Below are 14,958 nucleotides of genomic sequence, written 5' to 3' on the forward strand. Positions count from 1 at the left end.
CAGCCTTGTCTTTATTGTGGGTTCATCCTATTGCAGGTGCACACTTAACACAAATTCATATTTTTTATAGATTAGATTCCGAATAGGAATACCAAAAGAGGAGTCCGCCATGGACACCCACACCCTGCATGCCTTCGTTACCGTCGCCGAACAGGGCTCGTTCTCCGCTGCCGCCGACAAGCTGTTCCTGACCCAGTCGGCGATCAGCAAGCGGGTCGCCCAGCTGGAGGAGCAGCTCGGCAACCGGCTGTTCGACCGGATCGGCCGCACCATCTCGTTGACCGAGGCCGGCCAGGCGCTGCTGCCGCGCGCCCGCAAGATCCTACTGGAACTTGACGACGCCCGCCGCACGCTGGGCAACCTGTCCGGTACCGTCAGCGGCACCCTGTCGCTGGCCGCCAGCCACCATATCAGCCTGCACCGGCTGCCACCGATCCTGCGCCGCTTCAGCCTCGACTACCCGTCGGTGCAGTTGGACCTGCGCTTCGACGAATCGGAGATCGCCTACGAGGGGGTGTTGCGCGGCGAATTGGAGCTGGCGCTGATCACCCTGGCGCCGCACCCGGACCGCAATATCCTCAGCCGGGCGGTCTGGCAGGACCGGCTCTGCTATGTCGCCTCCCCCGATCACCCGCTGGCCAATCGCGGCCGGTTGGAACTGGATGAGCTGACCGATTACACCGCCATCCTGCCCGGCGAGCAGACCTTCACCCGCGAACTGGTCGGCCAGCTGTTCCAAAAACGGGGCCTGTCGCTCTCTGTCGCAATGTCGACAAATTATCTCGATACCATCCGCATGATGGTCAGCATCGGGCTGGGCTGGAGCCTGCTGCCGGAGACCATGCTCGGCGACGACCTGCAGGTACTGGAGGTCAACGCCGAGCCGGTCTATCGCCAGCTGGGCTACATCCACCACCGCAACCGGACCTTGTCCAACGCCGCCAACCGGCTGGTCGAGCTGCTGACGGCGGCTGGCAGCAGTGCCAATTGACCGGCAGTACAGGTAAACTGGGCGCAAGCAACAAGGAGCGGATACGCGAAGGAGGCGGCCCGTTGGCAGACAACCTGAATGAGCAGATGGAACGCTGGCTGGAGGCCCAGAAAGCATTCTGGCAGGCGTTGCAGTCCAACACCTCGGTACAACGACCGGAGGACTGGGCGGCGTTTGTCAGCCGTTACCAGCGCGCCTTCGGCGACGCCCTGCCCGGCAATCTCAATCAGCTGCTGTCACTGCTCAGCGCCCAGGCCAACCAGTTCACCCGCTTTGGCGAGCAGTTGCTGCGTCAGTTGCAGCGAGGCGACACCCCCGCCATCAAGGAGACCGTTGCCGCCTTCAGCCAGTATATGCAGCAGCAGAGCGCCGAACTGCTGACTAAGCGATGGCAGCTGCCGGAACAGTTCGGTGCGCTGTTCAAGAGCCACAGCTTCCGCGACGACCTGTTGCTGGACAATCCCTTCATCCACGGTCTTAACAGCTTGCTGGATAGCCCCGCGGTCGGCGCCAATCACCAACTGCAGCAAGACCTGCGTGAAACCAGCCGACTGCTGAGCGAGTACCAGCAGGCCTTGCGCGACTATATCCAGCACTACGACCAGATCGGCCAGACCGCCTGCCAGCGGTTGCTGGAGGGGTTGGCGGACTGCGAACCGCCGATCGACAGCCTGAACGAACTGCATGAACTCTGGGTCGCCTGTTACGAATCGGCCTATTCGGACACCGCCTTCAGCGACGACTACCAGCGCGCCCATGGCCGGATCAGCAACGCCCTGATGAAACTGCGTCAACACGCCCATCAGGTGCGCGACCGTCACCTGGAAAGCGCCGGGATGGTCAGCCGGCAGAGTATCGACAGCTTGGCCCACCAACAACATCAGCTGCGCAAACAGGTACGCCGCCAGGCGCGCGAGCTGACCGAACTGCGCCAGCAACTGGCCCGCCAGCAAGCGAATCCCTGGCAACCGCTGATCGATACCCTGCGTGACGAAGTCAAGGCTCTGCGTGAAGAGCTGACGCAACTGCGGCACAGTGGCGATAAGGAATAATGATGAAGGGATTGAAGCTGGACCCGACCACCCTGAACGCCGAGCTGCTGACCTTCAATACCAAACTGGTACAGAGCTGCCGCACCCTACTGGAGATCGACCAGGTGGATACCTGGCAGACACCGAAAACCGAGATCTACCGGCAGGACAAGCTGCGCCTCTACCACTGCCCGGCCCAATCCGATAACAAGACCGCAACGCCGCTGCTGATCTGCTACGCGCTGGTCAACCGGATCTACATGGTGGACCTGGAACCGCAGCGCTCGCTGCTGCGCCGGCTGGTCGAAGCCGGCCACGAGGTCTACCTGATCGATTGGGGCTATCCGGATGCCGCCGACCGTTATCTGGATCTGGACGACTACGTCAACGATTACCTGGACAGCTGCGTCGACCAGGTGCGCAGCCACGCCGGCTGCGAGCAGGTCAACCTACTGGGCATCTGCCAGGGCGGTACCCTGGGGCTGTGCTATACCGCCCTGCAGCCGAAAAAGATCAACAACCTGATCACCATGGTAACGCCGGTCGACTTCCACACCGACGACAACCTGCTGGCCAAGCTGTCGCAGTATGTCGATATCGACCTGGCGGTAGACACCTACGGCAATATCCCCGGCGAGTTCCTCAACGACAGTTACAACGCGCTGCTACCGATGCGGCTCGGCGTGCAGAAGAACCTGCTGATGCCCAACCAGTTGGCCGACCGCGACAGCGCATTGTCATTCCTGCGCATGGAGCAGTGGATCTACGACAGCCCGGACCAGGCCGGCGAGGCGTTCCGCGAGTTCGTGCAGCAGTTCTTCCGGGAGAACCGGCTGATCAGCGGCAATGCCATGATCGGCGACCAGCCGGTCGACCTGCAGCGAATCGACCACCCGGTGCTGAACATCTACGGCACCTTCGACCACCTGGTGCCGCCCTCCGCCTCGATTCCGCTACAGGACTGCATCGCCAGCAGCGACTACCAGGCGCTGGCGATCGACTCCGGCCATATCGGGGTGTTCGTCAGCGGCAAATCGCAACACCAGGTGGCGCCGGCGATCGACCGCTGGTTGCGGGCGAGGGACTGATAAGAAGCGCTTCAAGCGGCAAGCTTCAAGCGGCAAGCTACTCATCTAACCGAAATGCTTGATACGAACGACAGGAACGAGGGGATCGCCGCGGGGGGAGCCTCTCACTTGCTATCACCCGGCCGGGGAATACCCTGTAATCCACTACTTCGAAGCTTTCCCGCCAAGTCACGAAGAACCGTTTATTCCTCAACGGCCGGGTCCAATGCCCCATCCGCTTCGGCGGCAATACGCGACAGCAGCCACTGGCGAAAGCATACCACGCCGGGTTTCGGCCGCGACTGGGGGACGGACGGCTCCAGCATGTAGAATTGCGAGGTGGTCGCCAAAGTGGTGTCCACCGGGGTCACCAGCAGCCCGCTGGCCAGATAATCGTCCACCAGGTTGGCCCAGGCCAGGGCCAGCCCCTGACCGTTCAACGCCGACTGGATCACCAGCGGATAGTTGTTGATCTTCAGTCGCCGGGCCGGCTCGGCCGGCTGCGGCAGGCCGCACTGCTCAAACCAGTCCGACCAGTTGACCCACTCCTCCTTCACATCGAGCGCCAACAGGGTGCCGCTCGCCAGTTTTTGCGGGTCCCGCAGTTCCGGATGTTTATCCAGGTAGGCGGGACTGCAAACCGGGAATATGGTTTCGCTGAACAGCGGTGTCACCAGCAGGTCCTGCGGCGGCGTTCGGCAGTAGAACAGTGCGATATCGAACTCGTTCTGCCGGACGTCACGCAGGTTGTCCACCGCCAGAATACGCACGTCGACCTCCGGGTACTGCTCCTGAAACTCGCTGAATCGCGGCAGCAGCCAGAACGAGGCCATGGCGTTGGTGGTGACCACGGTGACCTGCTTGTCGCCCTGCCACTGCAGGATATCGCCGGTGGCGCCGGCCAGCAGCAGTAGCGCCTGTTGCACGCTGTCGTAATAGTCGGCACCGGTCTCTGACAGATGCAACACCCGCTTGTCGCGGATGAACAGCGCCCGCCCCAGGTAATCCTCCAGATGGCGCACCTGGCGGCTGATCGCCCCCTGGGTGACGCTCAGTTCATCCGCCGCGCGGGTGAAGCTCAGGTGACGGGCGGCGGCTTCGAAGGCCACCAGGCTGTTCAATGGTGGTAACGGCTTGATACGCATCGCCTCACCCTCAACGCATCGTTTTAAAGTAAAAGCCCGCTGAAAGCTCAGCGGGCTATTATCGGCAATGATTGTCGTCTAATCCCGGTATTGCAATAGCGACACTACAAACTCAACGCGCACTCAAGAGGATTGCGCCACCGGCCGCTGAGCCCGGACCAGATCGGCGGGATGGGGAATCGCCTCAGTGCGCAACGCCTTCATCAGCCCGATCGACATCAACAGGGTGAACACGGCGATCGGCAGGCCGGCTACAATGGCTGCGGTCTGTACTGTTTTCAAACCACCGGCATACAGCAGACCGCCGGCGATCAGTGCCTGCATGGTCCCCCAGAGGATACGCAGCATCATCGGTGGCTCCTCGCTGCCGCGCGAGTTCAGCGTACTGAGAACCAGGGTGCCCGAATCCGACGAGGTGATGAAGTAGGTCGCCAGGAGCAGCGTCACCAGAATCATCAGCACCTGGCCCAGCATGCCCGAATCCAGCTTCTCGAACAGGGTGAACACCGCCGACGTCGTCTCCGCCTTGGTCGCCAGCAAGATATCGCCACCTTTGAACTCGGCGGCCTCCCCTACCAGCGTGCCCGCTTCAACCTGGGCCTGGTGGACGCTCCGGTCCTGCTGTTCGACCTTCAGTGCCGAGCCGCCGAACACCGACATCCAGATGAAGGTCACCAGGGTCGGCACGATCAGGGCGCCGGCGACCAGCTCACGGATGGTCCGGCCACGCGAGATCCGGGCGATGAACATGCCGACGAACGGCGACCAGGTCATCCACCAGGGCCAGTAGAACGCGGTCCACCAGTTCTGCCAGCCGCTGTTGTGCTGGGTATCGCTCCAGGTACTCAGCGCCACGATATTGCCCAGGTAATCGCCGGTGCTTTCCAGGAAGGTGTTCAGGATATAACGGGTGGGCCCGATCATCAGCACCACCACCACCAGCACCACGGACAGCAGCATGTTCCACTCGGACAGGATTCGGATGCCGCGACCAACCCCGGAAATCACCGACAGTACCGCCAGGAAACTGATGATCGCAATCATCGCCAGCTGATTGGCCAGGCTGATCTCCAGTCCGAACACGGTGTTCAGGCCGGTGTTCATCTGAATCACCCCGAGCCCGAGCGACTGGGAGACACCGAAGGCGGTGATTGCCACGGTCAGGATATCGACGGTGTGGCCGATCGGCCCGTGGATACGGTCGCCGATCAGCGGGTAGAGCACCGAACGCATGGTCAGCGGCAGGCCCTTGCGGTAGGCGAAGTAGGCCATCACCAGCGCCACGATGACGAAGATCGCCCAGGGGTGCAGCCCCCAGTGGAAGAAGGTCAGTCGCATCGCGGTGGTCGCCGCCTCGTCGCTGAGCCCCGTATCGGCAAAGGGATTGCCGGCGTAGTGCCACATCGGTTCCGCCACCGACCAGAAAATCAGGCCGATCCCCATACCGCCGCTGAACAGCATCGCCAGCCAGCCGCGGTAGCTGAACTCCGGTTGCTCGTCATCACGGCCGAGCCGGATATGGCCATAGCGACTGCACATCAGGTAGATCAGCAGCGCCAGCACCCCGGTTACCAGGGTCAGATAAAACCATTTGAAGTTATTAAGAATGGTGTCGGAAACATCCTGAAAAAAAACGCCAGCTTCCTTGGCCATGACACCGCAGAAAATAACGAAACCAATCACCAGGATTTTGGAGGGTAAGGTTACCGCGAAGTCGACTCCACGAAACAGACCGCTGTCAGTACGCATCGCTCAAGTCTCCGTTGTTATTATTAGACAGACTTTTGTCACTTATTAATTCCCAACCGGCCGGCTGCGCAGTTAAGCCGTGCAGCCGGTGGCAGGCATTCGATCCAGCGAGGGGCAACCACAGCGCCACCGCCGAGGCCACGGATAGTGTTAAAAACATTGATCTGCATCAAACGACTTTTCGGCATTCATTGCATGAGTTTTTGGAATGTATGCCTGATAGCTCCGGAACTGAGGCGGCAAGCGAGCATACCGCTCCCGTTGCCTCGCCCACTGCCGTCACTGCATCTAGAGCGGCCTACACGCCCTCGTAACCGATAGCTCGGAAACACGTTCTCTGTGCAGGGCCAATCAGATAAACACAGAGTTTTAATGGGGTTTATCAGGGAGCCTCAAGCAAAAAAGTCGCAGATGGATAACAGATGTCGCAACCAGAACAATCCCCGCCGGAAATAATCCGCTCAACGAATACGATGAGTTTTTCTCATAACATTCCAGCCCAAAAATCGTTTGTTGGGCGGTTTTTTTCCTCAGTAACATCCGCCTCAAGCGCTTCGGATCAATTGCACCGGAAAATTCATTGACCGATGCCAATCAACCAACAAAAACCAATTAATTAAACCGCCCACCGGGGCGGCGCTTCAGGTGGAGAGTTTCCGATGACAACAACAACAGCAAACCATCGCATTCCGCTGGCAACCCTGGATGCCGTGCGTCAGCCGATCGCCGACGCCAATGGTATGCCAAACGCAGTCTATGACGATCCCTCATTCTTCGAATATGAACGCGACCAGGTGCTGGGCAAGAGTTGGGCCGGGCTGGCGTTCGCCAGCGAACTGCCGAAAAACGGCTTCGCCAAGCCGGTCGAGTTCATGGGCCTGCCGCTGGCGATCATGCGCAACCGCGATGGCGAGCTTAAGGTATTCCACAACATTTGCAGCCATCGCGGCATGATCCTGCTGCGCGAAGAGACCGAAGTGGAAGGCATGGTGCGCTGCCCCTACCACTCCTGGACCTACGACCTGAACGGCAACCTGAAAGGCACTCCGCATATCGGCGGCGTCGGCAAGCACAGCGCCGAAGGCTTCGTCTGCGAGAAGCACGGCCTGAAGGAGATCCGCAGCGCCACCTGGATGGGAATCGTTTTCATCAATCTGTCCGGCGATGCCGAACCGTTCGACCAGTTCATCGCACCGCTGGTACAGCGCTGGGAGGAGTTCACCGGCAAAGGCGGCTTCGAAAAAGTGCAGGTGGCGCCGACCGGCAGCAACATGGAGCTGACCGTCAACGCCAACTGGAAACTGGCGGTGGAGAACTACTGCGAAGCCTACCACCTGCCCTGGGTCCACCCGAGCCTGAACACCTATTCGCCGCTCGATCAGCACTACAACCTGATCGTCAACGAAAACATGTCCGGCCAGGGCAGCTACACCTACAACCTGTCCGACGTGGCCGGCACCAGCCTGCCGCAGTTCGAGGACTGGCCGCAGGACAAGATCCGTCAGGCGGAGTATGTCTCGCTGTACCCCAACGTGCTGCTGGGTGTCCAGGCCGACCATGTGTTCGCGATCATCCTGCAGCCGCAGGCCAACAATCGCACGTTGGAAAAACTGGAGCTGTTCTATGTCGGCCCGGAGGCCTCCGGCGACAAATACGCCGCCTGCCGCAGCGCGGTACTGGAAAGCTGGAAAGTGGTGTTCGGCGAGGATGTGTTCGCCGTCGAGGGGATGCAGAACGGCCGCAAGTCGCCGGCGTTCCAGGGAGGCGTATTCTCGCCGGTACTGGACGGCCCGACCCACCATTTCCACCGCTGGGTGGCCGATAAATACGCCCAGGCGGCCGGCTGAGCGCCCCCGCCGCGCAGCCTTACGTCGGGGCGATTCGTCGCCCCGCTCGACAACTCTAACAACAAGCGTAGATAGCCATGACCAACCCAACCAACCACTGGCTCAACTTCATCGGCGGCCAATGGGTCGATGCCGACAGAGCCACCGAAGTCTTCGATCCGGCCACCGGTGAGTCCTTCGCCACCATCGCCTGTGCCGATGTCGATGACGTGAACCTTGCGGTCGAGGTCGCCCGGGCCTGTGTCGATTCCGGCGTACTGACCGACTGTCGGCCGGCCCAGCGTGCCCAGCTGATGCACCGTATCGCCGACGAGATCCGCAAGATCGCCGACCAGGGCGCGCCGCTGCTGGCCCGGGAAAACGGCAAGACGCTGGCCGACGCACGCGAAGAGTTCATGATCGCCGCCCGCTACTTCGAGTACTACGCCGGCATGGCGGACAAGATTGAGGGCAGGTCGATCCCGTTGGGCGCCGATTATGTCGACTTTACCTATTACGAGCCGGTCGGTATCTCCGCCCAGATCGTGCCCTGGAACTTTCCGGTCGATATCTGCGCCCGCTCGCTGGCACCGGCGCTGGCCGCCGGCAACGCGGTGGTGGTGAAATCCCCGGAGATCACCCCGCTGGCAATGACCTGGCTGGCCACCGCCTGCCAGCGCGCCGGCCTGCCGCAAGGCGCGCTGAGCATGCTGAGTGGCCCGGGCCGGAAGATCGGCGCGGCGCTGGTATCCCACCCTGATATCAACCAGATCGTATTTACCGGCTCGGTGCCCACCGGCCAGTCGATCCTGCGCGCCGCCGCGGAAAACGCGGTACCGAGCGTGATGGAGCTGGGCGGCAAGTCCGCCGCAGTGGTGTTCCCGGATACCGATATGGAACAGCTGTTGGACAGCGTGCGCTGGGGGATCTTCTTCAACGCCGGCCAGGTCTGCTCGGCAATGTCCCGGCTGCTGGTGCACCGCGACATCTATGACCAGGTGGTCGAACGGGTTGCCGAATTGGCGCAGGGCCTGCGGATCGGCGCCGGCCTCGACAACGCCGAACTGACCCCGCTGGTGTCGGCGCAACAGCAGCAGCAGGTACTGCGCATCTGCGACCAGGCGGTCGCCCAGGGGGCGCGGCTGGTGACCGGCGGTAAGGCACCGGCGGACCGTAAGGGCTATTTCGTGGAAGCCACGGTGTTTGCCGATGTGACCCCGGAGATGAGCCTGTTCACCGACGAGGTGTTTGGCCCGGTGATCGCGATCACCCCGTTCGACGATGAGCAGCAGGCCTGGGAACTGGCCAACGGCACCGACTTCGGCCTGGTGGCCGGCGTGTTCACCCGGGACTTGAGCCGCGCGATGCGCGCCAGCAAGGCCCTCAAGGCGGGCCAGGTGTTTGTCAACGAATGGTATGCCGGCGGTATCGAAACCCCGTTCGGCGGTCTCAAGCTGTCCGGCTTCGGCCGCGAGAAGGGCCAGGAAGCGCTGTACAGCTACGTCAACACCAAGAACGTGGCGATCCGCGTCAGCCAATCCGATTAACACAACAATAAGCAACCAAACAGCCGCCGGGTGGCCCCGCCGCCCGGCCGAGGCGCGACCGGAGGTGTCAGATGAAAAAATGGCTCTGTGTAATCTGTGGCTTGATCTACGACGAGGCCAAGGGCTGGCCGGCCGACGGCATCGCGCCGGGCACCCGCTGGGAGGATGTCCCGGACGACTGGCTGTGCCCGGATTGCGGCGTCGGCAAGGGCGATTTCGAGATGATCGAAATCAGCGCAAATGTGGTAGCCGACGCAGTGGCGCAGGCGCTGCCGGACAGGGAAGCCCCGATCGTGATCATCGGCAGCGGTTACGCCGGCTACAAGCTGGCCGAGGCACTGCGCCAGCGTAACAGCGAGCGTGAGATCCTGCTGTTCACCGCCGATGACGGCGCCAACTACTCCAAGCCGGGATTGTCCAATGCGCTGGCACGCGACAAGGCAGCCGACCAACTGGTCAGCGAAACGGTGCTGGAGATCGAACAGCGGCTGGATATCCGCATCCACGCCCGCTGCCGGGTATTGAGCATCGATTCCGACAACCATCTGCTGCAGACCGATCTCGGCCCGCAACCATACAGCAAGCTGGTACTGGCCCAGGGCGCAGCGCCGATCCGCCTGCCGCTGGCCGGTAACGGCGCCGACGAGGTGCTGAGCGTCAACGACCTGCAGGATTACCGCCTGTTCCGCCAGCGGCTGGGGCAGAGCCGGCATGTCACCATCATCGGCAACGGCCTGATCGGCTGCGAATTCGCCAACGACCTGGCCGCGTACGGCGTGCAGGTGTCGGTGGTCGGCCTAACCGGCTGGCCGATGGACCGGTTGCTGCCGCAGGCGATCGGTGAAGCGTTGCAAACCGAGCTGGCCGGACTGGGCGTCCAGTGGCACCTGAACACTACCGTGCAGTCGGTCGACAAGAACAGCGACGGCTACCGGCTGACCCTGGCCGACGGCAGCCAGCTGCAAACCGAGCTGGTGGTATCGGCGGTCGGCCTGGCGCCGCGGCTGGAGCTGGCCAAGGCGGCCGGCATCGAGTGCAACCGCGGCATCCTGGTCAACGGCGGCCTGCGCACCAGCGTGGCCGATATCCACGCGCTGGGCGACTGCGCCGAGATCAACGGCCAACTGCTGCCCTACCTGGCACCGATCAACGTCGGCGTGCCGGCGCTGGCGGACTGCCTGCTCGGCCGACCGACCATGGCGCAGTACCCGCTGATGCCGGTGGTGGTAAAAACCCCGGCGCTGCCATTGGTACTGCTGCCGCCGGCACCGGACCAGCCCGGCCAGTGGCAGGTCGAGGCAACCGCCAACGGCATGCGCGGCCTGTTCGTCGACGACCAGCAGCGGATCCACGGCTACGCCCTGGCCGGCGAGCTGACCGCCGAGCGCCAGCAGTGGACCGACGCGGTGGCCCAGGGCGAAACCCGCTCGGTGGCTTGAGCCGCGGGGCGCCGCGCTCCACACGGGTAACGGCGCCCTAGATAACCCAACATTGACCCGGCTGATCCAGCCGTATTGCGTTCGTACAACAATATCAACAACGAATATTCCGGGTAGCCCAATGAACAACCTGAAACTGCCGGCCGACGATCAAAGCTGCGGCTGGTATGAAACCCTGCCCCCGCAACCAGCGTCTTTGACACTGGAAGGCACGCAACAGAGCGACTGGCTGGTGATCGGCGGCGGCTTCGTCGGCACCGCCGCCACCCGCCGGCTGGCGGAACTGAACCCGCACCAGAAGGTGACGCTGATCGACGCCCAGCGGATCGGCCACGGCACCTCCGGCCGCAACTCCGGCTTCGTCATCGACCTGCCGCACAAGGGGGATCTGGAGGGGCCGGATATCGAACGCAAGAAGAAATTCATCACCCTCAACCGCGCCGCCATCCAGTATCTGGAGGAGCGGGTCCAGCAGCACGGTATCGACTGCCAGTGGTCCCATGCCGGCAAATTGCAGGGCGCCGTCAGCGAGCGCGGCGTGAAATTCCTCGAACATTTCCAGTCGCTGCTGAAGGAGCTGGACGAACCTTTCGAGATGCTCGATCGCCAGGCGCTACGGCCCAGAGTCGGCACCGGCTACTACCAGCAGGCGCTGTTCACGCCGGGCTGCACCCTGATGCAGCCGGCGGCGCTGATGCGCGGCATGCTGGCCCATATGCCGGCCAATGTGACCTGCTACGAAGAAACACCGGTGCTGAAGCTGGAACGGCGCAACGGGCGCTGGATCGCCAGTACCCGCCACGGAGAGATCCAGGCCGCCAAGGTCATCCTGGGCACCAATATCTTCACCGAGCAACTGGGCTACCTGAAATCGCGGATGCTGCCGATCATGACCTTCGCCAGCATGACCCGACCGCTGAGCGCGGCCGAGTTCGCGGCCTACGGCGGCGGCGACGACTGGGGCCTGACACCGGCCGATCATGCCGGCACCACACTGCGGATGACCCAGGACCGCCGACTGATCGTGCGTAACCAGTACCGCTTCGTGCCCCGCTACGGCAGCACCGCACAGCAGCGCCAGCAGATCCAGGCGATGCACCGCCAGGCACTGATTGCCCGCTATCCGATGCTCAAGGACCTGCCGTTCGACTACACCTGGGGTGGCGTCTGCGCGCTGTCGCGCAACTACACCTCATTCTTCGGCGAGCTTGAGGACGGCCTGTTCGCCTCCTGCTGCCATAACGGCGTCGGCGCCGCGCGCGGCACCATCTCCGGCAAACTGCTGGCCGAAATGGCCTCCGGCGGCGACTCCCAACTGCAACGCTTCATGCAGGAGGTTTCCGGCATGCCGGCCCGGCTGCCGCCGCAGCCGTTCCTCGGCGTCGGCGTGCGCGCCCGGCTGAAATACGCGGAGTGGGTCAGCCGTAGCGAAGTCTGATCCCTGTCGAACGCGCTCTATACGGTGTTCAAGGCCTGCCCATGCAGGTCTTTTTTGATTAACAGTAGCGAGTGAACAGTTTTGAGTTAACAGGGGGGGCCAGCCGTCAGGGGCAGGCCAGAAGCCCCCCCCCCCCTTTACTGTCGAATCCAATCCCCACCAATGCATACCGCTATAAGGAATAAAAAAACCATGTCCAAAGCCCACGTGATCAAACACGGCGACCTCCAATTCCAACACCGGGGCGGTCCGCCTGGCAGCGCCGCCGTGGCCCGCGCCATCGGCCCCGATACCAGCGACAGCATGGCGGCCGGCTTTGCCCGCTTCGACGGCTGCCGGATCGACTGGACCCTGCTCTACGACGAGGTGGTAGTGGTGATCGAAGGCACCTTCCGGGTGCAGACCCCGGACGGCGTACTGGAGGGCAGGCCCGGCGACGTGCTCTGGCTGCCGGACGGCACCGAACTGCAATACCAGGGCGATCAGGCGCTGATCTTCTACGCGGTACATCCCGGCGACTGGAAGGAGCGATTCGGTATCGAGCCGAGCTGAAACAGCACCGGGTTCGCACGCCCTCCTGAACAGCCCGCTCACCCCGGATGGGTCAGCTCGGGATGGTCCTCAAAGGGTTCTAGGTAGCGGCCGGCGGCCACTGTCAGGGTATCGGTCAGGGTTCGCGCCAACTCGGTCTTCAGGTTCCAGACATGCCAATACAGCGGCACCGCCAGGTAGCGGCCCGGCGCGATATCAACCGCCGTGCCGTCGGCGATCTGCCGCCGGCTCTGCTGGTCCGGCACCATGCCGCAGGCATGACCGCGCAAGATCAGGTCGAAATAGGAATCGGTCGCCGGAATCCGGTGGCAGTGGTACTCGCCGGCACCCAAGCCGAAGAACCGTTCCAGATATCGGTTTTGCAGTTCATCTTTGTTGCTGAACTCGGCCAACGGTGCCTGGCGGAATCCGTCGGCGCAAGCACCGTCCGGGAAGTAGCGCGCGGCATAAGCCGGGCTGGCCAGACACCGGTACGGCATTACCCCCAGCGGAATACAGCTGCAGCCCTGCATCGGCTCAGGGCTGGAAGTGATACAGCCGATCACCTGGCCGGTGCGCAGCAGGTGGTGGGTCTGGTCCTGATCATCCACCTTAAGGTCCAGCAGCAGCTTCCGTTGTTGCAATAACGGCTCCATCGCATCGAAAAACCAGGTCACCAGGCTGTCGGCATTCAGGCCGATCGCCAATCGGGTGAACGCCTCGCCCTGATCGACCGACAATGATTGCAACAGGTCGCCCTGCAGCAGGCTGACCTGGTGGAAATGTTTCAGCACCTGCTGACCGGCGGCGGTCGCCTGGATCGGCGTGCCCCGCACCACCAGCGCCTGACCCAACTTGTCTTCCAGCTGCTTCAACCGCTGGGAAACCGCCGACTGGGTAATATGCAGTTTCTGGGCTGCACGATCGAAGCTCTGCTCCTCAATCACCGCCGCCAGTGCCTGCAACTGTCGATAATCGAGCACTTATTAATCTCTCTTATGGCCACAAAATATTATTAGTTTTATTAACTTTATCCGTTCCCTCATCATGTCGCCAGTGCAATATGGGGAACAGACTGATGTGGTTGGAATGGCTTATTTGGGGTAAAGGGCTGGCGGCCGGCGGCAGCCTGATCATGGCGATCGGCGCACAGAACGCCTTCGTGCTCAGCCAGGGGCTGAAACGCCAGTATCACTGGTTGATCGCCACCCTGTGCGGCCTGATCGATGTGATGCTGATCCTGCTCGGCGCGCTGGGGCTGGGCAGCCTGATCCAGCAGTCCGACAGCCTGCTGGCCGTGGCGCGCTGGGGCGGCGCCGGCTTTCTGCTGGTCTACGGTGCGATGGCGTTGCGTTCGGCGCTGCGCAGCAACCGGCTGGAAGCCTCCGACAAGCACGCCGGCAGCCTGCGTGCCGCACTGCTGACCACCCTTGCGGTCAGTCTGCTGAACCCGCACGTCTATCTGGATACCGTGGTACTGCTCGGCAGTATCAGCAGCCAATACGCCGATGGTCCGCGACTCTGGTTCATCGCCGGTGCCATCAGTGCCTCGCTGCTGTGGTTCTATTCGCTGAGCCTGGCCGCCCGCTGGCTGGCGCCGCTGTTCAGACGGCCGATCGCCTGGCGAATCCTGGACGGACTGGTCTGCCTGCTGATGTGGTCGATCGCCTGGGGGCTTATCAGCGGTTCATTATAAGCCGGGTACTCAGGTGGTCGCCGGGGGAGTGTTTCGTAGATACAAGCAGCCCGCTCCGAGGGCGATATCCACGGACCGCACCAGGCCGTCGCGGTCGGTACCCAAAGGGCATGCCAAGCCCGCTGCTACAGGCGCCGTGCTTCGTAGCTGCCCGCTCCGAGGGCGATATCCACGGATCGCACCGGGGCCGTCGCGGTCGGAGCCCGCTGCTACAGGCGCCGTGCTTCGTAGCTGCCCCCTCCGAGGGCGATATCCACGGACCGTACCGGGCCCGTCGCGGTCGGAGACCGCTGCTACAGGCGCCGTGCTTCGTAGCTGCCCGCTCCGAGGGCGATATCCACGGATCGCACCAGGCCGTCGCGGTCGGAGACCGCTGCTACAGGTGCCGTGCTTTGTAGCAGCCCGCTCTGAGGGCGATATCCACGGATCGCACCGGGGCCGTCGCGGTCGGAGCCCCTGCTACAGGCGCCGTGCTTCGTAGCTGCCCGCTCCGGGGGC

The 14,958-nt window shown here is 62.7% G+C and carries 12 protein-coding genes and 1 pseudogene; 10 read left to right on the forward strand and 3 right to left on the reverse strand.

Translation table 11 applies throughout. The annotated features are described in order from the left end of the window. Positions 1–109: 109 nt before the first annotated feature. From K6T12_RS00945 to phaC, 3 genes are all read left to right on the forward strand, one after another. Positions 110–991, forward strand: coding sequence for a LysR family transcriptional regulator (locus K6T12_RS00945; RefSeq protein WP_222218525.1), 882 nt, complete (start codon positions 110–112; stop codon positions 989–991). A gap of 62 nt (positions 992–1,053) precedes the next feature. After that, the gene (locus tag K6T12_RS00950; protein ID WP_222218526.1) at positions 1,054–2,043 is read left to right on the forward strand and encodes a poly(R)-hydroxyalkanoic acid synthase subunit PhaE; all 990 of its coding nucleotides are present in this window, start codon (positions 1,054–1,056) and stop codon (positions 2,041–2,043) included. 2 nt (positions 2,044–2,045) lie between these two features. Continuing rightward, complete coding sequence (gene phaC / locus K6T12_RS00955) at positions 2,046–3,110, forward strand: class III poly(R)-hydroxyalkanoic acid synthase subunit PhaC (RefSeq protein WP_222218528.1); 1,065 nt, start codon at positions 2,046–2,048, stop codon at positions 3,108–3,110. 182 nt (positions 3,111–3,292) lie between these two features. Here phaC and gcvA read toward each other — a convergent pair whose 3' ends face one another. Together gcvA and K6T12_RS00965 are read right to left on the reverse strand one after the other, a co-directional pair. Beyond that, positions 3,293–4,234, reverse strand: a complete 942-nt coding sequence (gcvA, locus tag K6T12_RS00960) for a transcriptional regulator GcvA (protein ID WP_222218530.1) — start codon at positions 4,232–4,234, stop codon at positions 3,293–3,295. 123 nt (positions 4,235–4,357) lie between these two features. Further along, the gene (locus K6T12_RS00965; RefSeq protein ID WP_222218532.1) at positions 4,358–5,983 is read right to left on the reverse strand and encodes a BCCT family transporter; all 1,626 of its coding nucleotides are present in this window, start codon (positions 5,981–5,983) and stop codon (positions 4,358–4,360) included. Positions 5,984–6,642: 659 nt separating this feature from the next. Here K6T12_RS00965 and K6T12_RS00970 point away from each other — a divergent pair. The 6 genes and pseudogenes from K6T12_RS00970 (at position 6,643) to K6T12_RS00990 (ending at position 12,785) form a co-directional block, all read left to right on the forward strand. Further along, positions 6,643–7,830 carry an aromatic ring-hydroxylating oxygenase subunit alpha gene (locus K6T12_RS00970; protein WP_222218534.1) on the forward strand — a complete coding sequence of 396 codons (1,188 nt, stop codon included), beginning with the start codon at positions 6,643–6,645 and terminating at the stop codon, positions 7,828–7,830. A 77-nt stretch (positions 7,831–7,907) separates the two neighbouring features. Then, positions 7,908–9,356, forward strand: coding sequence for an aldehyde dehydrogenase family protein (locus K6T12_RS00975; RefSeq protein WP_222218536.1), 1,449 nt, complete (start codon positions 7,908–7,910; stop codon positions 9,354–9,356). A gap of 71 nt (positions 9,357–9,427) precedes the next feature. Beyond that, positions 9,428–9,589: pseudogene (locus K6T12_RS21440) on the forward strand (rubredoxin); the annotation flags it as partial. Then, positions 9,578–10,795 (forward strand): FAD-dependent oxidoreductase, encoded by a 1,218-nt coding sequence (locus K6T12_RS00980; RefSeq protein ID WP_255611461.1) that lies wholly within the window; start codon positions 9,578–9,580, stop codon positions 10,793–10,795. The pseudogene K6T12_RS21440 and the gene K6T12_RS00980, both read left to right, overlap by 12 nt. A 121-nt stretch (positions 10,796–10,916) precedes the next feature. Further along, complete coding sequence (locus K6T12_RS00985) at positions 10,917–12,233, forward strand: NAD(P)/FAD-dependent oxidoreductase (RefSeq protein WP_255611452.1); 1,317 nt, start codon at positions 10,917–10,919, stop codon at positions 12,231–12,233. A gap of 192 nt (positions 12,234–12,425) precedes the next feature. Beyond that, positions 12,426–12,785 carry an ethanolamine utilization protein EutQ gene (locus K6T12_RS00990; RefSeq protein ID WP_222218540.1) on the forward strand — a complete coding sequence of 120 codons (360 nt, stop codon included), beginning with the start codon at positions 12,426–12,428 and terminating at the stop codon, positions 12,783–12,785. Positions 12,786–12,823: 38 nt separating this feature from the next. Here the strand turns inward: K6T12_RS00990 and K6T12_RS00995 are convergent, their stop codons facing one another. Continuing rightward, positions 12,824–13,747, reverse strand: a complete 924-nt coding sequence (locus K6T12_RS00995) for a LysR family transcriptional regulator ArgP (RefSeq protein WP_222218542.1) — start codon at positions 13,745–13,747, stop codon at positions 12,824–12,826. 95 nt (positions 13,748–13,842) lie between these two features. Between K6T12_RS00995 and K6T12_RS01000 the strand changes: the two genes are divergently transcribed. Beyond that, a complete protein-coding gene (locus K6T12_RS01000) occupies positions 13,843–14,460 on the forward strand; it encodes a LysE/ArgO family amino acid transporter (protein WP_222218544.1) in 618 nt (205 codons plus the stop codon). Positions 14,461–14,958: the final 498 nt, after the last annotated feature.

Origin of the sequence: Marinobacterium arenosum, from assembly GCF_019795155.1 — a bacterium.
GTDB lineage: Bacteria > Pseudomonadota > Gammaproteobacteria > Pseudomonadales > Balneatricaceae > Marinobacterium_C > Marinobacterium_C arenosum.